The 18297-nt window shown below is 38.9% G+C and carries 15 protein-coding genes; 4 read left to right on the forward strand and 11 right to left on the reverse strand.

Annotated elements, in window-relative coordinates:
• The first annotated feature begins 43 nt into the window (after nt 1-43).
• Complete coding sequence (gene gcvT, locus C9J42_RS06200; protein WP_107301790.1) at nt 44-1162, forward strand: glycine cleavage system aminomethyltransferase GcvT; 1119 nt, start codon at nt 44-46, stop codon at nt 1160-1162.
• Nucleotides 1163-1225: 63 nt separating this feature from the next.
• Here the strand turns inward: gcvT and C9J42_RS21605 are convergent, their stop codons facing one another.
• The 6 genes from C9J42_RS21605 to C9J42_RS06225 all read right to left on the reverse strand — a co-directional run bounded on the left by C9J42_RS21605 (nt 1226) and on the right by C9J42_RS06225 (nt 9179).
• A complete protein-coding gene (locus C9J42_RS21605; RefSeq protein WP_199187161.1) occupies nt 1226-1390 on the reverse strand; it encodes a hypothetical protein in 165 nt (54 codons plus the stop codon).
• 147 nt (nt 1391-1537) lie between these two features.
• Entirely contained in the window at nt 1538-2647 is a 1110-nt protein-coding gene (locus C9J42_RS06205; RefSeq protein ID WP_107261835.1) for a M20/M25/M40 family metallo-hydrolase, read from the reverse strand.
• Between the two features lie 267 nt (nt 2648-2914).
• On the reverse strand, nt 2915-4189 hold the full coding sequence (tyrS, locus tag C9J42_RS06210) for a tyrosine--tRNA ligase (protein ID WP_107208413.1): 1275 nt from the start codon (nt 4187-4189) through the stop codon (nt 2915-2917).
• A gap of 29 nt (nt 4190-4218) precedes the next feature.
• Nucleotides 4219-5442, reverse strand: a complete 1224-nt coding sequence (locus C9J42_RS06215; protein ID WP_107208414.1) for an amino acid permease — start codon at nt 5440-5442, stop codon at nt 4219-4221.
• 158 nt (nt 5443-5600) lie between these two features.
• Nucleotides 5601-7514, reverse strand: a complete 1914-nt coding sequence (locus tag C9J42_RS06220; protein ID WP_107208415.1) for a pyridoxal-dependent decarboxylase — start codon at nt 7512-7514, stop codon at nt 5601-5603.
• 222 nt (nt 7515-7736) lie between these two features.
• On the reverse strand, nt 7737-9179 hold the full coding sequence (locus C9J42_RS06225) for an APC family permease (RefSeq protein WP_107301791.1): 1443 nt from the start codon (nt 9177-9179) through the stop codon (nt 7737-7739).
• 1150 nt (nt 9180-10329) lie between these two features.
• Between C9J42_RS06225 and C9J42_RS06230 the strand changes: the two genes are divergently transcribed.
• Both C9J42_RS06230 and C9J42_RS06235 read left to right on the forward strand, forming a co-directional pair.
• Nucleotides 10330-11022: an FCD domain-containing protein gene (locus C9J42_RS06230; protein ID WP_107208417.1), complete on the forward strand. Its 693-nt coding sequence runs from the start codon at nt 10330-10332 to the stop codon at nt 11020-11022.
• 156 nt (nt 11023-11178) lie between these two features.
• Nucleotides 11179-12360, forward strand: coding sequence for an amino acid aminotransferase (locus tag C9J42_RS06235; protein WP_107246064.1), 1182 nt, complete (start codon nt 11179-11181; stop codon nt 12358-12360).
• Between the two features lie 56 nt (nt 12361-12416).
• Here the strand turns inward: C9J42_RS06235 and C9J42_RS06240 are convergent, their stop codons facing one another.
• From C9J42_RS06240 to C9J42_RS06255, 4 genes are all read right to left on the reverse strand, one after another.
• A complete protein-coding gene (locus C9J42_RS06240; RefSeq protein ID WP_107208419.1) occupies nt 12417-12797 on the reverse strand; it encodes a PH domain-containing protein in 381 nt (126 codons plus the stop codon).
• 389 nt (nt 12798-13186) lie between these two features.
• On the reverse strand, nt 13187-14293 hold the full coding sequence (locus tag C9J42_RS06245; RefSeq protein WP_107301792.1) for a DSD1 family PLP-dependent enzyme: 1107 nt from the start codon (nt 14291-14293) through the stop codon (nt 13187-13189).
• Nucleotides 14294-14608: 315 nt separating this feature from the next.
• Nucleotides 14609-15433 carry a phosphate ABC transporter substrate-binding protein gene (locus tag C9J42_RS06250; RefSeq protein WP_105062077.1) on the reverse strand — a complete coding sequence of 275 codons (825 nt, stop codon included), beginning with the start codon at nt 15431-15433 and terminating at the stop codon, nt 14609-14611.
• Between the two features lie 129 nt (nt 15434-15562).
• On the reverse strand, nt 15563-15985 hold the full coding sequence (locus C9J42_RS06255) for a DUF3859 domain-containing protein (protein ID WP_107208421.1): 423 nt from the start codon (nt 15983-15985) through the stop codon (nt 15563-15565).
• A 169-nt stretch (nt 15986-16154) separates the two neighbouring features.
• Between C9J42_RS06255 and C9J42_RS06260 the strand changes: the two genes are divergently transcribed.
• Nucleotides 16155-16979 carry a CPBP family intramembrane glutamic endopeptidase gene (locus C9J42_RS06260; RefSeq protein WP_107288037.1) on the forward strand — a complete coding sequence of 275 codons (825 nt, stop codon included), beginning with the start codon at nt 16155-16157 and terminating at the stop codon, nt 16977-16979.
• Nucleotides 16980-17035: 56 nt separating this feature from the next.
• Here C9J42_RS06260 and C9J42_RS06265 read toward each other — a convergent pair whose 3' ends face one another.
• Nucleotides 17036-18169, reverse strand: a complete 1134-nt coding sequence (locus C9J42_RS06265) for a M14-type cytosolic carboxypeptidase (protein ID WP_107301793.1) — start codon at nt 18167-18169, stop codon at nt 17036-17038.
• Nucleotides 18170-18297: the final 128 nt, after the last annotated feature.

An 18297-nucleotide genomic window follows, 5' to 3' on the forward strand; every position in this document is an offset into this window, starting at 1 on the left:
GTTACCATTTACATGGATACCAACTAGATAACGGAGTGCAACTATGTCTCAACAACTTAAGCAGACCCCATTACATGGCTTACACATTGAAATGGGAGCGAAAATGGTGCCATTTGCTGGCTATGATATGCCTGTGCAATATGGCTTAGGAGTAAAAAAAGAGCATATACATTGTCGTGATTCTGCTGGGTTGTTCGATGTATCACACATGGGGCAAGTACGCTTAAAAGGGCAACATGCCGCGGCATTATTAGAAACCTTAGTACCTGTTGATATTGTTGATTTACCTGAAGGTAAACAGCGTTATGCCGTATTTACCAATGAAAATGGCGGTATTGAAGATGATCTAATGGTGACAAATTTTGGTGATCATCTTTTTCTTGTCGTGAATGCGGCCTGTAAAGAACAAGATATTGCCCATTTAAAAGCTAATTTAACAGATGGTGTTGAATTAGAAGTGATTGAAGATCGCGCACTACTTGCCTTACAAGGCCCTAAAGCTGCGATGGTACTCGCTGAATTAACCCCTGTGGTTAGCGATATGGTGTTTATGGATGCGGCTAAAGTGACGTTATTAGATGTTGAATGTTATGTTAGCCGTTCAGGTTATACGGGTGAAGATGGCTATGAAATTTCTGTGCCGAATGATAAAGCCGAAGAGTTAGCTCGCGCGTTACTGGCATTTAATGAGGTGGAATGGATTGGTCTTGGTGCGAGAGATTCACTACGATTAGAGTGCGGATTATGTTTATACGGGCATGATCTTGACCCTACAACAACGCCATTTGAAGCCAGCTTAATGTGGGCAATTACGCCAAGTCGTCGTGCTGGTGGTGAACGTGAAGGTGGTTTCCCCGGCGCTGATATTATTTTAGAGCAACTACAAACTAAACAGGCTCCAAGAAAACGTGTTGGGTTAGTGGGGCAATCAAAAGCGCCTGTACGAGAAGGGACTAAGTTGTTTGATGCTGAAGATAATGAAATTGGCATTGTAACGAGTGGAACATTTGGCCCAACAAAAGGTATTCCTGTCGCAATGGGGTATATTCAACCTGAATCAAATCAGCTTGGTGAAACAATTTACGCTGAAGTACGCGGTAAAAAATTACCGATGACAATCGAGAAAATGCCGTTTGTACCTCAACGTTACTATCGCGGCTAATTGCTTCAAAATATTACTCATTAATAGCAGGCAAAAGTGCTTTTTTACGAAGTTAAGCCTGCTTTATTTGGTAGTGACTGCTTTGTATGCAGATTTAAAGAGTAAGGTGAAGCCTTCTTTCGATAGATCTTTAACGGTTAGATTTGCATCATTCAGTCGACGGTAACATTCATTTAGTGCGGTAATAAAAATGTCTTTGTCGATGGCATTATTCATTGTCTGTTTCATGGTTTATTCCTCATCACACTATAATTATTACAACATCATACAGAGAGAGCATTAATAAACACTGAATAAAAGCTGAATGAGGGAAGGGTATTTCTTTAGGAATTAAATAGCCTCTATCTAAAATGATAGAAGCTATTAATAGAAATATTATTTTTGTGTCAAGTAAGTAAATAAAAACTCAGTTATATTGGTCATATCTTCGACGGTAATAAATTCTTCCGTAGTGTGTACTTTGCTCATACCGGTTGATAAATTAACAGTTTTTAATCCTTTCTCATTAAAGATATTTGCATCACTACCGCCACCGGTAGACTTGGTAAATGGTGCTATTCCCATTTCTTTAAAGCTAGCCATGATATCAATAACATGTGGGTCATTATCAGCAATAGAGTAGGCGTTATAAGAGCGTGTAGATTGAATATCTATTTGCGCGTTATGCTTGTTTGCTGTTGTGTTGAATACATCAACCATATGCTGAACTTGTGTAGCAAGCTTATCATCGTTAAGTGAACGCGCTTCAGCGGCAAGATACAATTCAGGCATCACGATATTCGTTGCTTGACCACCAGAGACAATGCCAATGTTAGCGGTTGTTTCATGATCTATACGCGCTAATTTCATATTCATCACAGCATCAGACGCGACTGTTAGTGCATTAATACCTTCTTCAGGTGCAAGTCCTGCGTGAGCGGGTTTACCTTTAATAGTCACTTTTAAGCTTTGCTGTCCGGGAGCACTCGTTACAATCGCACCAATAGCACCGCCTGAATCAAGCACAATAGCTTTATCTGCAGTGATATATGACATATCAAAATGCTTCGAGCCTTGTAATCCACCTTCTTCATGGACAGTAAAAGCCAGCTCTATTGTTTTATGGGCTTTGTTGTTTTCTTTGATGGTACGTACCGCTTCGATGATGGCAGCAATTCCCGATTTATCATCACCACCAAGAATGGTGTCGCCTTTTGAACGAATAACCCCATCTTCAATAATCGGTTCAATACTATTGCCTGGCGTTACGGTGTCCATGTGGCAGCTTAGAACAATACTATCTTCAAGTTCACCCTCAAGCTTGGCATAAAGGTTAAAACCATTAGAAATGTTTTCAGGCACAGGTAATTTAGCAACGCTGAAACCTAACTGTCCGAGTTGTTCTGCTAAGGCTTGTGAAATCGCCTTTTCGTTTTTTGATTCGCTATCGATTTTGATGAGATCAATAAAATGAGAAATAAGGCGTTTTTGATTAATTGTTGTCATATTGCTTCTAACCACTAAATAGGAGGAATACACAGTACTCTAATAGGAATAATGGCGAGATGATGGGGGGCTAAATCAATAAAAGTAGAGATAAAAAAGAGGAAAGTAAGTGAAATGAGAGAAGTTTGAACAGGATTACGGCAATGAAAATGCCAAATAAGACATAGCTTCACATGAATGCGGGAGCGAACCGATTGTGAATCTACATAACGCTTATTTGGCATAAATCGATAAGTTAGCTGATGCTATCAGCTAACTTAATACTCATTAGCCCCAAACGATCAGGCTGTAGTTCTTTTTACCACGGCGGATCAGAGTGTAGCGACCAAAGAGTTTGTCAGCGTCTGTAAACTCATAGAATGGTTCGCTTACTTTCTCGCCATTAACCATGATTGCATTTGAGCTGATGTGTGTTTTTGCTTGACCACGAGAACTTGCAAGACCAGATTTAACTAGCACTTGTTGTAAATCATCGCCATTTTCAGCTTCAGCACTTGGCATACCATCTTGCGCTAGTTGAGCAAAATCAGATTCAGATAAGTGCACTAAATCGTTTTCAAATAGGCAGCGAGTAATGTTCTGTGCCGCTTCTAATTGCTCTTGACCGTGAACTAAACGCGTTGCTTGCTCAGCAAGAATACGTTGTGCTTCAGGTGCTTTGCCACTGTTACGATCGGCTTCTTCAATCTGTTGAATTTCTTCTTCAGAAAGGAAAGTGAAAAAGCGTAGGAAACGATATACGTCAGCATCTGCAGTGTTCATCCAGAATTGGTAGAACTTATATGGGCTTGTTTTTGTTGGATCTAACCAAACCGCACCACCTTCAGTTTTACCAAATTTAGTACCATCAGATTTTGTGATTAGCGGTACTGTCATACCGAACACTTGCTGCTGGTTCATACGACGAGTAAGGTCGATACCTGCCGTGATGTTACCCCATTGATCAGAACCACCGATTTGTAGTTCCATCCCCATTTCTTTGTTCATACTTGCGAAGTCGTAAGATTGCAGCAAGCTGTATGCGAACTCAGTAAAAGAGATACCTACTTCATCACGGTTAATTCGTTGCTTAACAGATTCTTTGCTGATCATTTGGTTTACAGAGAAGTGTTTACCAATATCACGTAAGAATGTTAGAACATCCATATTACCGAACCAGTCATGGTTATTTACCATACGGGCAGGGTTTGTTGCATTGTCAAAATCCAAGAAAGGAGAAACTTGGCGTTGGATTTTTGTCACCCAACCTGCAACTGTATCTAAAGTGTTAAGTGAACGCTCAGTCGCTTTGAAGCTTGGATCTCCAATCATACCAGTAGCGCCGCCAACCAAAGCTACTGGATTATGACCCGCTTCTTGGAAGCGCTTAAGGCAAAGTAGAGGAACCAGATGACCTAGGTGTAAACTATCAGCCGTTGGATCAAAGCCGCAATATAATGTAATCGGACCTTTTGCTAAACGTTCGCTTAAAGCTTCTTCATCCGTAATTTGAGCGATCAGACCGCGATCTTTAAGCTCTTGAATTAAATTCAAATGATTCATGTGTTCTCCAATAATCATTTTATTTACGTTTAATTAAAAATAGGTACGGCATTATTCAATGTCAGTATCTGGTTTATTATGACTTGTAGGCCAATTAATCCCACAACAAATAATACGATATTATTTGTTGCGACATTATATTCAATTTGATGTTGTTTACCACGAAGTTTTCTAAGGGCAAGAACAGGAAATAGAATCGCTAATATAGTCAAGAAAATTGCAGCGGCACCTAAAGCAGGAACAAAGCCATTCGGGTACACAAGAGTGAAAACCAAGGGTGGCAAGTAGCATAGTACCGCAGTAATTAATCTATCTTTGGTATTATTACCATGTTTAAAGGTACTTGCCAATGAATCAAATAGTCCCAATGAAACACATAGATAAGAAGTGAACATTGCGATGGATGAGAAAGCACCAATTAGATAAATTATGCTATTTTCTTGAATGAATATCTGCATTTGTTGAAGCATTACCCCAACATTTGAGCCATGCTGTGCAATATATTGAAAACTATGGTTACCAAATCGAGGTAACGAGCCGAGCATGGTTACTTCCCAAACAATGTAAACGACCAGAGGAATTAAACCGCCAGCGATAAATACATTCCGTAATGTTTTAGGATTTTCACGGCCAATATATTTCACCATGCTTGGAACACTGCCATGAAAACCAAAGGCAGTAATGAAAACAGGAATAGCAGCTAAGGCATATTTGGATGAATCGTGGATATTGACTAAAAACCGACCATGAATGAATGGAATAATAGTAATAACAAGTGTAAAAAAGATAACAATGTTAGTACTAAATAAAACGCGGTTAGCCATATCAACAGCTTTGGTGCTAATAAATACAATGGTTGCAATTATTAACGTAAATATAATCGCAATGATATGAGAGGGGACCGAAATATGAAAATAATCGGTTAAATCACTCTTGTAAATAGAGGATGCGCCTGCAATATAGGCACAAGATAAAGCATAAAGTAGCAATAATAATGATAGATTTATTACCCATTTACCAGGTTTACCAAACAGATCATAAGCAATCGCTTCAAAACCTGTACCGGTTGGGTAATTAAGACATACTTCTAATAACATTAATCCGGTATAAGTCATTACCGCCCATAAAACGGTTAATAAGATTATTGCATTATAAATACCTAAGCCTGCAGAAATTAGCGGAAGTGCAAGCATTCCTGCGCCGAGCATTGTGCCAGAAATAAGCAGTGTCGCACCAATAGCTTTTTTATTCATGACGTGTATCCTGAAAAAATACCTAATAAGATTGTTATTAGGACGTAATTAACTAGCCATCAATAACAAAAAGACGGCGATAATTAATCGAGATATTAATATCTTTCATCGTATATAGAAGAACGCCAGTCTTTAAAGACTGGCGTTTATTTTCCTTTTTAAGCAGCAGTATGTGCTAGTTTTTGTTTATTTTCTTCATCAATAATTTCACTTAGAAGACTTGTGAATACATCACGAAGGTTATTCCAGTAATTATTGAAACGAATTTCATCACGTAGGAAGTGAGTCATTACCGCTGAACGAAGAATGTAAACAGAACCTACAGTATTCCATTCGTCTTCACTAAAGCCACGGCTCTCAGCGTATAGACGAGGAGTTTGACCGTATTCTTCTTCTGATAGAGAAGTAGAAGAAGTTAGGAAGTCTTTAGTGTAAGTACGGCCTGTTGCGTAAGAGCATAGTTCGTAAATACGTTGGTTTAGGTGGTTGTGTGCTTCAAGACTATCATTGCCGATTTCTTTGAAAGTAAAGTCGACCATGTGGAAGTCAGGGTGCATTAGAGGGCGAACCTCAAAGCGACGACCGTCAATAACAAATGGTTCAGCCGTTGCGAGTTTCTTCGCAAACCAGTCAGCCGTCACGATACCACGGCCAATCACATGACCGTAACCACTTACAGTTAGTGGTACTAGGCGATGAGCAGCCCATACTGCAGCAGCAGTTGCACCTGCTTTTGAACCTTCCATGATTGATGAACCTAGAACAACTTGCTTATCCGCTTCGTTCTCGTCACCCGCTTCTTCGAATACGTAAGCGGCATGGTATGAAATCAAGTCAACAATACGCTTGTCTTTCATTGCCACTGCGCCAGCTGCGTACTGGATGAAGCCCACTTTATGTGGATCAACAGTGATAGAGTCAGCTTCTGACATGGCGTGGAATGCATCATACACTTCACGTTTTGGCCAGATAACACCTTCAGGAATGATGTCATCGCTACGATAACGTTCGATTAAAGCGTCGTATTCCATGAATTCGTTGTTGTCATCAAGGAACATAGAACGTACATAGCCACCGTAAGCAGCATCAACGTGAATGTAGAAAGATGAACCGTATTTCTCTTCACACTCTTTACGAAGTTTTATCACTTCATGAACTGCATCGATAGAACCTTCCTCGGTAGTACCCACAACAGATACCATACCTAAGATAGGTGTACCTTCTTCCATTAATTTGAAGGTTACTTCACGCATTTTTTCAACGTCTGTACGGTAGTTACCATCAACGTCTAGTGGCACAATGTGCTCTTGACCTAGGCCAAGTACGTCCATTGCTTTCATCCATGAATAGTGCTTAGAACGTGGAACAAGGAATTTACCAAGTTTACCGGCATCAACACCGACACCACGTGCTGTTAATGCACGAACTTCTTCAAAGATACCGCGTTTTTTCAACTCATCAGTAAGATCTAAAATATCTTTAGATTTCATGTTTAAAAGTTGATGCTCAGTCATGCCTTCAACAAGGTCTTTTGACTTGTCGCATGCAGCGATTGCTAGAGGCATTGTTTTAAGGTTACGAGCAACCCAAACACCTTCGTAGTTAGCAACAGTACCGCCAGAAGTAATGTGCGCCCATGATTTATTTACATCGTAACCAAACATGCGGCATAGGTCATGACCTGCTTCTAACTCAAGCTCTGTCGTCACAGGAGAGGCTTCATGTGCACAGTTGTTTGGGTTGTAAAGCATGGTCATCACGTATGCAAGGTTTGATACCATTAGTGTATCTGCGTTCATGTGGCCTAAATAGCGAGGAGAGAACCAAGGCACTGATTTAGTTTTAAGGCGTGCAGATAATCCCTGTAAGATACCTTCTGTGCGATAAAGTGTATCGCGGAAATCTGGTTGGTGTTGCATTACAGGGTTTAGCATAGGTGCATCTTCTGGGTGGAAGTCTGAGCGCCAATGCATGTGTTCGCTAATTGCGTAATCCATCATTTCTTTGAAGAATACTTGGTTTTCTGATTTAGGACCTAGGAAAAGTGCGTCCACATTCATTTTTTCGCTCATAATAAAACCTATTTTATCTTTATATAGAAATACTATTTCTGTTTATATTTATCTGTTCGGTGAAAAATATGTCAGAAAGAAAATTAAATTAGTTTTAACAAATAATGGTTTAAAACTGGGCTGTAAATAAAGTGCAACCATCAGGAGAAGCAGAAGTAGAATAGGGAACAACTACTTCTCCTGTTTATTTGTTTTGTCTTTTTATTTGATGATAAATAAGACTTAGTTTGTGTGAGTTACTGGCGTTGCATTATCCGCTTTAGCTCGGTTTGAATATTTACCCCAAGCGTAAACAATAATTGGAATAATAATCATGATAACTAAACCAAAGAATTGGAAGTTAAAGTAACTGTTTGCAGTACCGTCGTAGCTTGATGGTGCTTGGAAGCCGAAGTAACCTGCAAGTAAACATGTAGCAATACCTAAACCTGAACAGATCCACATACCAATGTTACCGCCAGGAACTGTAAAGCTACGTTGTGCGTCTGGACGCTTATAGCGTAGGTAAATCGCAGCAGAGAACATCAGTAAGTAAGCAACGATATATACAAGAGATGTTAGACCTAGAAGCATAAAGTAGAAAGAATCTACGTTAGGCATCACACAAATAAGCACACCCACGATTGAGATTAGGATAGCTTGTAAGTAAATAAGGTTAACAGGTACACCTTCTTTATTTGTCTTTTGAAGTACTTTAGGTAGTGCACCAGCGTTTGCTGTTGCTTGAAGACCACGAACGGGGCCTAAAACCCAAGAGTTAACTTGACCTGCAAGACCGATAGCCATACATATAGCCATGATAGGTGTTAACCAGCCTAGCCCCCACATATCAAAGTAAGTTTGGAATGCTTGAATAAGACCTGCTGTCATTGAAATGTGCTTAGTTGGAATACCGATGAAGATTGCAAAAGAACCTACAACAGAAACGATAACCACAAATAATGCAACTAAGAACACTGCGATAGGGTAGTTACGTTCAGCATTTTTAACGTGAGAAACGTTAGATGCTGACACTTCCATACCCATAACAACGAATACGAAGCCAATGAATAGTGCCCAAGTCCCCTTATTTGATAAATCAGGAATAAGGTTTGCAGTTGTTAATGAAAGGTCAGTAACAATTGGGTGACCACCAACAAGGTAAGCGATAGCACAAGCTACAAGTACAAAGAAAGGTAAGAATACACCTAAAATTACACACAGAGTGGATACCCAACCCAGTGTTTTAACACCTCGCATATTACCCAATGTACATGCCCAGTAAACCACTAATATAACAGCAAGAATGTACATTTTATTTTGTGCTAACGCTGGGTCAAAAGCATAGGCAAAAATTGCACCGACAATCATCAATATGGATGTCATGCCAAAAACCATTTGAATCCATTGCATCCAGACTGCAATAAATCCCATACGTTCACCAAATGCTTCGCGAACCCAGATGAAGATACCACCATCTTCTGGGAATGCTGTTGCAAGTTCAGCGGAGACAAGTGCTGTTGGAATCATAAAGCAGATTGCAGCAGCTAATGTTAAAAAGATCGTCATCATTCCTGGCTGCGCTGTCATAGGGAGTGTACGAACACTCATAACAACCGCAGCGGTAATCATGACGAAACTGAAAACGCCAATTTTAGCGGGAGAAGCGTTGGTGGAGCTAGCCATTGTAGACCTCAAAATCTATCAGTTAAGCAGTAATGAGATAAAAACATCTAATGCTATAAAGCATGGTAAATATCGATATTTTTAATTACCACGTCCAAAAATCGATTTTTATGGTAGTGACTAACGGTAATTTTGTGAAGCGAAATTAATTCCAAATTCCGATTGTTTAATTTGCATTTTTAAGCAATTTACGAATTAGGAATAATTGTATAATGAATGAATACAATATGCGCATGTATGCCTAGTGGTTATATTTGGTCATTAATGGCGAGATGATTAACAATCCATGTTAAAAAGCTGGCGAATAGACCGGTTATTGTCGCCAGAAATAACATTACAACAGGGGAAAAAATGTAAAATGAAATATAGTATTGGTGTGATGTGCTAATAATGTTTAAAATATAAGGTGTTGTAATAGAAAGAAAAGTTATCGAAATCCATGTAAAGAATAACAACCATGCAGAATATGATTGGACAGTGATGAGCGTTTTGTTATGAAAATATTCATAGTGCTTAATAATAATATGTAAACTAAACAGAGGCAGAAGTGACCAAAAAATAAGCGCAAAGCTAAAGACACTATGCTGTGGGTGCCAATTAAACATAAGTACATTAATAATAAAGATGCTAATAATTGAATATGCTCGGTAAGTCATCGTTTTAAAAGAGAAATTAGGTATTAATGGGCAAGATTATATTGTGGTGTTCAAATTAATACCGCTATACCGCGCATAAAATGAAGAAGAGCCGTCATTTCTAAACATTATGGTAATAAACTGGCCATTTAGCGCATTTATATGTATTTTTAACCTTCTTGTATGCTATTGCAGAATTTATTTGTGTGAATATTGATTTGTTAACTTGTTAATTTATATTGTGAAAAATACAGACTCTATTGTGAGTTTCTATCTTTAGAACAAAAAAAGTAAACGTCAGGAATAATTACTTCTCTTATTTAATGGTAAAGTGTTCTAGCATTATTTTGTGAATAGAATAAAGTTTGAATTATTATTCATTATTACTGTATTAAGTTTTCATTGAAAACAGGGGGGATCCCATGTTTCGTAATGTGGATATGTTTAATATTCGGTAAGATGTAAGTGATAGGATTATTCCGAATTTGTATTGTGTTATTTATGATTAAGATTAGATGGTTGGTATGACTAAAGATAATTTTGCAACCATAAGCGATAGAGTAATGTGCCAGATTAGGCATGATATCTTATGTGGTGAGTTTGAGGCTGGCCAGAAGCTGATATTGAGTGAATTAAAAGAACGCTATCAAGTTGGCGGTACTCCTTTAAGAGAAGCGATGGTGCAATTAACTTGGCAGAAGTACGTCAAGATGGAGCCGCAGAAAGGTTTTTGGGTTGCCGATGTTTCACTTGATGAGTTACGTGGGATTTTGAAGGCACGTTTAGCGCTTGGTCATGTTGCGTTAAAAGATGCGATTAAAAAGGGGGATGAAGCATGGGAATTACAGGTTTTAACCGCTTTTCATAAGCTTAACCGGTTAGATCCTGAGTCAGTATTGTTTGATTATGATGAATGGGAACTACGCCACAAAGAGTTTCATCTATCGCTTGTTGCGTGCGAAGGCTCTGAGTTTATACTTGATATGATCTCAAATGTTTATGATCAGCAAGAACGCTATCGACATTTCTTATTAAGCGCGAACTTATCACCTGAGAAACAATATCATGACAATGGTGAGCATGAAGCGCTGATGAAAGCAGTATTATCGCGTAATGTTGAACTCTCATGTCAGTTATTAAAAGAACATAGTGAGCGTTTGTACCAGATCCTTGAAAAAGCCCCTTCGTTGAAAGCGTTACTTAACTAGCCAAATGTTAAAGTAAGACATGCAACACACGATAATTGATTAAGTTATAATGCTTAACTTAATCAATTAATTAATGTTTGATTTCATTATTTCTAATGACGTTAATTAAATGAAGTGATAACTTAATTTCATTGTTATATAAATGGAATTAATTTGATGTTTAAATCGCTCTCTCCAGCCCAATTGGATCCTATTCTTTCCTTATCGATCGCATATCGAGAAGATCCGCGTGTCAACAAAATAGATTTAGGTATTGGTGTTTACCGCAATAGCCTTGGTGAAACACCGATCATGCAAGCGATTCAACTTGCTGAGAAACGCTTAATTAAGACACAAACAACAAAATCATACGTGGGGTTAGCGGGTAGTGAAGTCTTCAATCAGTCGATGATGGATCTTTTACTTTCAGGAACATCGGCACATTCTCGCGCTGCAGCGGTGCAAACACCGGGCGCGAGCGGTGCGTTACGTATGCTTGCTGATCTTATTCAAGTTGCACAACCTGATACAACCGTTTGGTTAACCAATCCGAGCTACGTTAATCATAAACCTGTAATGGAAGCAGCAGGTTTAAAGGTGAAGTTCTATCCGTATTTCGATCCTGAAACCAAGCAAGTAAATAGCGAGGCGATGCTCAACGAACTGGCTAAAGCAGGCCCTAAAGATGTGGTGTTATTACATGGTTGTTGCCATAACCCGACAGGTGCTGATATTAGTTTTGCCGATTGGCAAGCGATTACGGCATTGGCAAACAAAAATGGTTTTATGCCGTTTGTCGATATGGCATATCTTGGTTTTGGCGATGGCTTAGAACAAGATGGTGCTGGCCTTAAGTATATGGCTGACAATACAGAAGAGATGGTTGTCGCGACTTCTTGTTCAAAGAATTTTGGTTTGTACCGTGAACGAACGGGTGCTGCGATTATTATTAGTAATAGTCAGCAAGAAGCACAAAAAGCGAAAGGACGTATTCTTACTTTAGCGCGTTCAAGTTATACCATGCCACCAGATCATGGTGCGGCTTTAGTTGCTGATATTTTAAATGATCAGAAACTGACAAATATCTGGAAAGATGAATTAGATACCATGCATAGCCGTATCTTGACGCTACGCCAAGGGCTAACACAAGCGATACGTCAACGTGGTAGTGAGCAGTTTGATTTTATTGAACAGCATAAAGGTATGTTCTCTGTAACAGGTTTAACGCCTGAGCAGATTTTAACGCTACGTGAGCAATATGGTATTTATGCGGTAGGAGATGGTCGAATAAATATTGCCGGCTTACAAGAAAAGCATATCGACCACTTGGCAGATGCTCTAGTTAGTGTGTCACGATAATTAATAATAAAGCCTGCATCTATTTTGATTAGTGCAGGCTTTTTACTTATGTTCTGTTATTTACCGGCAACTTTTGCCGCGAGTAATCCTTGCATTGCGTAGACATTAGTTTTGCCATTAAACTCAAGAGTCAGTGGTTCATGTTGACCAGAAATCCATAATTTTAATTCTGCATCTAAATCGAAGTGGCCTTTTGTTTCTACGGCATACATGGTGATCGATTTGTAAGCAATAGAACGGTACTCTACTTTTTTACCTGTAATACCTTGTTTATCAATAAGGATCAGGCGGTAGTCCGTTAAAATGATCATATCGCGAACAAGTTTGTATGCGAGTTCAATATTTTCGTTTGGACCAAGGATGGTTGATAGCTCCTCAGTCGCATCAGCGATACTCATTTCACCAGCGTTGCCTAACAGTGCATTAAAAAGACCCATGTGTTCTTCCTTTTATCCTTGATAACTAAATGATTAATTTATCGATATACTGTTTTCGATTTTAATCGAATTGTGTTTTTTACACTAGCAGAAACATGACAAGGTTTGGGTGAGCTTTTCGTTAAAAGTCTGGAAAAGTGTTGGATATAAAGGGAAACACATAATAGATATGTAAATGTTCCCTTTAAACATTGGTGGAGCTGTGAGTATCCAATTTCAATTGGTAACTTCGATACTGACTTCATAGATAGAGGGGGAGCGTAAAATCGTTTTCAGATAATAAAGGTACAGTAAAAGACATTTACGTTAACAGCATACTTTAGCGCTACCTTTCTGCTCACAACGCAGCGTGAGTGAAACGCTGCGTTTTATGATATTTAAATAGAGGTTTAATCAGAACGACCACGGCCAATAATTGGGAATTGATCTATGACTTCACTTCCTCTTACGGCATACAAGGTGTTGAAATTGTTTAGCGTTGTATCGCAATGGCTTGGAAGCAATATGAGTTGTTGGCCTATTTGTAGTGGTTCATGGTTATTAATGAGGTGAATAATACCATGTTCATCTCCTCCCGATTTGTAACTAAGCATGTCGTCACTTTCTACTTTAGGCATGCCAAGATCAATAGAAAGACATTTCATACCTGCATCAATGATCGCTCGCTGTGGGGTAGGGTGGCTAATAACAGTACTTAATACTTTTAGAGTGACATCAAATTGGTTATTTTGATACTGATCATTTTCATCACCAATATCTTGATAAGTAGTATCCATAAACAAGTAAGAGCCTGCTTGAATTTCACTAAACCCTAGCCCTTGATAGGCTTCATATGTGCCCGTTCCACCACCACTCACAATCTCCGGTGCCAGCCCTTTAGGTGTTAATACGTTATTAATGTAATTAAAGAGATCTTCGACGACTGTTCTTGCTTGAGTATTTCGCTCTTGATAACCTTTTATATGCTGCAAGTGACCACTGTATGCCTGCAACCCAACATAACTTACACCATCAGAACAGTTAATTGTTTCTATTAATGAAATTAAGTCATCACCTATCTCCACGCCACAACGTTGTTGACCACTTTCTACTTCAATCATTAATTCAATACAAATTCCCGCATCTGTTGCTGCTTCTGAGATATCGATGATATGTTGCTTATGATCAATTACCTGAATAAAGCGATAGTCGGGATATTGTTGATAAAGTTTGACTAAACGTTGAATCTTATTTTTTCCGGCTATAGGGGTTGTTATTAGAATATCGTTAATTCCCCCGGCAGCCATAACTTCGGCTTCCCCAAGTTTCGCAGTACATATTCCTTGTGCTCCTGCATCAATCTGCATTTTCGCTATAGTGGGGCTTTTATGTGCTTTAGTGTGCGGTCTGAGATTTAACTGTAGAGCATTAATACGTTGTTGCATTTCGTGTATATTGTTTTTCATTTTGTCGAAATCAACGATCAAAGCTGGTGTGGGGAGTTGAGCGATATTCATTGTTAACTTTTCTCTCTTTTTATTTTTAAGGGAAGCTGTCTTATTTTCGCCCTATTTGTTCTTGATAGCGATAATGAATTTACGAGTATATTTTTTATAGAAGTAATAATCCTTATGAATATAGCTACGAACACTTGTGTTCACTGGTTTCGCAAACTTTTTGATGAACTGTTGGGTGTCTGTGGATCAGGATAAGAATAGGAGAAAATGAGGCAGGAAATACAGCTGGAGAGGATATTTCAACCCAAAGTACTGACGTACTCTGGGAGGAAAGTTCATTCATTACCACAGAAGGAATGTGGATTTTTAAATATATTAAGACATTGCAATATAGCCTTTATCTTTAATGATTTTTTGTCCTTCTGGCGACATGATCCAAGCTAGGAACTCTTTAGCTGCAGGTTTTAGTTTACCCGGTTGGTTTAGCACCAAGAAGGGACGTGAAAGTGGGTAAGTCTTATTCAGTACATCTGCAACAGAAGCTTTATGGCCGTCTACCTCAACTGCTTTTAACGAGTTATCAATAGAACCTAATGACACAAAACCTATCGCATCTTTGTTATTCGCAACGACTGTTTTTTCAATACCATTACCACTCGCAACTTGTGCGCGTTGGCTGATAGTCGACACTTTAACGCCGTTAATTTTTGTGGTTAGTTCCATTAACTCTTCAAACGCACCTCGAGTACCAGAACCATTTTCACGTGTTGTTACAACTACAGGGTCACTATTACCACCGACTTGAGACCATTGGGTAACATCACCTTTAAATAATTGCTCGATTTGCGATTTTGTTAGGTTGTTAACCGGGTTTTTTGGGTTAACAACAACAGCAATACCGTCACGAGCAATTTCCGTTTCAACCAATCCTGCTTTTTTCTCTTCTGCTGATAGGTTACGTGAAGCCATACCTAGATCATTTACACCTTCGATTGAAGACTTAATGCCTGCAGTTGAACCCGTACCGTTGATGTCAATAAATACGTCAGGGTGGCTCTTATGGTAGGTTTCACCTAACACTTCCATTACCTCTGTAACAGAAGTTGAACCTGATACGGCGATGTGTTCTGCAGCCATAGCCGATGTAGATACTGCCGCAGAACTTAAAATTAATGAAAGTGCAAGAAGTGACTTAGTCATGTGTATCCTTTAGGGGCTTAGTTATTTGCTGACTAAGTTAAAGCGACTATGTGACAACTTTGTTTCAAAAAATATTATTAGGAAGCAAGGTTAGATTCCAATAATGAAATAGTTTTGTTTCAAAAATGGTTAAAGTCCACGACGCTTCCAAAATTGCCCTTCATCATTATTGAAAACATTGAAGGTTTTTTCCGCAATTATGTTGTTATTCATTTCTAATGTCATACGCCACGGGCCAACTTTATTGCTGATGGGAGCCCAAATTGTATCGCCAAGGTAAAAATCCCAATCATTATTACCAACATAAACATACCCATCGAATGGTTCTAAGACTTCACCGTCGTCATTAGTGATGTTGGGGTGGTAAATGCAGTAATGAACCTTTTCGCCTTTGGCTTTTTTTATATTAACGGTAAAGCCAAATTCAATATCAATTTCAGCTGGAATGTCTAAGGTAAACTCTTTGATCTTCGGTAGCTTTTTTGAGTCTGCATCCCAAGTGGTGAAAATGCCGTATGAGTGTAGGTGTATAATAGGTTTATTTTTTGCCATTGATTGTGGATCTCGTTTGATGAACGGTACGGATGAGATAACCGAATAATAAATCAAAAAACATTAATTTTCTTTTCAAATTAAGATGTTAGCAAATATTTCTTCAGGGTATGATATGTTTTCTGATAATTTAGATGTTAATAACTCTTATTATGAATGGAAATAGTAAATGGAACCAACAGTTTGGATATGGGGTTTACTAGCATGCGCTGTCGTTAGTGGGTTTTATCGTAAAACACTATTGACTGCTGTATTAGTTACTTTAGCTTTACTTGCTGCGGTATTTCAAGAGCGGTTATCAATCATTGCTATCGCTGGTGTTGCGATTGGTTTTTGTGTGGCGTATTTCACCGCGAAGCAAGAAGGGAAGTGGCGTTATGCTGGGTTAAGCTTCATGTTGATTTGGTCTTTAGCGCTTTTTGCTCACGCGATCCCCGGTTTTGATAATCTACAAGTACTAGATAAGGTGTACGCTAGCCTTGATAGCACACCGTTTACTATGTATTTAAATTTGGATAAACCGTTGGTTTTCTTTGGTTTGTTATTGGCTTATCCAGCATTGTTAGGGAGTAACAAAACTTGCAATTTTAAAGTACTCGCTTTAGTTGTGATGGGATGCTTGTCGTTATTACCTATTGCTGCGGGGTTAGGAGCGTTAAAGTTTTCTTTTTCGACACCACATTGGTTGTGGTTATTTGTATTAAACAACTTGTTGTTTACTTGTGTAGCAGAAGAAGCACTTTTTCGCGGTTTTATCCAACAAGGTTTATCGAAGCGTTTCGGTTGGGTAATCGGGCTTGTTGTTGCTAGCTTACTGTTTGGATTTGCACATATAGCTGGTGGCATGTTGCTAGTTGTGTTCGCAGGTCTTGCCGGTTTATGTTACGGCTTGGCTTTCTATCTGACAGGGCGTTTATGGGTAGCTGTGTTAGTACACTTTATGTTTAATTTGACGCATTTGATTTTCTTTACTTATCCGATGTTAGCAAAATAAGTAATAAAGCGGTCAGATCAAGGTGACCGCTTTATGTATTTATTACTGACGAGTTATTAGCGTAAGTGATCCATGACGACTAACACCGCTGCGAGTGTGTCGCTACCAAATGCCACACTTCGCTCTGGTGACCAACCGTATAAGCTGTCTGGTTGGTTGTTGTGATCTTTAAATGGCATTTCAATGGTGTAAGAAAGACATTTAAACTCTTCTGCTACCCAGTTAGAGCCGACTGTTAGGTTTGCTTCACCGGGCTTATCTTTATCGTAACCATGTTCAACTTGGAACTCTGGTGTAATTGTTAGCAGTGCTTGCTTGAACATATTTTCAAGGTTTTCAAAGCGAGCATCATAAGATGGAATCCCTTCTGAACCCGCAACGAAGTTATAAGGAATCGCTTCATCACCATGAATATCAAGGAAGAGATCCACACCTGTTTCAAACATTTTTTCACGCACGTAGAAAACTTCTGGACTGTTTTCTAGTGATGGTGTTTGCCATTCACGGTTAAGGTTTACACCAATCGCGTTTAGGCGAAGGTGACCACGCGCACTACCATCTGGGTTCATGTTAGGCACAATGTAGAAAACGGCTTTTTCAAGTAAAGCACGACCGACAGTATCGGTTTCATCCAGTAAACGTTGAATAAGACCTTCAGCAAACCATTCAGCCATTGTCTCGCCTGGGTGCTGACGTGCAATCACCCATATTTTCTTTTTATTTTCAGCGGTTGATTCATCACCAATAACCAATAGACTCATATCTCGGTTATCAAGTGTGTGGCCTAATGTTTCTAAACGGCAGTTGTAGTGGCTTTGTGCAAGGTGAAGAAGATCTTGATGGCGGTCATAGCTGTATGGTGCAAAGTAAGCAAAATACATTGATTCATTTTCAGGGATCACGCTGAAGGTTAATTTATCGCCATCAAATTCAGCTGGAATGCGGAACCATTCTTCACGATCGTAAGAAGCAACGACATCATAGCCTTTCCAGCCTTCAGGGTAGGCTGAATTTGCCAGATCTAGGATTGTAAAGTTATGCGGTTGTTGAGCTTCTGTTTCTAAACGGAAGTGGAACCATTGATGAAGTTCAGAGTTATTATCGTTAGGAATAGTTAACTGAATGTCGTCTTTGCTATCCGCTTTAACAACGTTAATACTTCCACTTTCAAAGTTACTGAAGATTTTCATTTTTAGTTTCTCATTCTAGGCTTTAATCTCAACTTACCACAAAGATAGTCTGCCTATGATGTTTTTTCCGTTATAAAACACGGCAATTGATTTGTATGATTAATAAGTAATCAGTCGTTCTACTCAGA

This window comes from Photobacterium sp. GB-56 (assembly GCF_003026105.1).
GTDB lineage: Bacteria > Pseudomonadota > Gammaproteobacteria > Enterobacterales > Vibrionaceae > Photobacterium.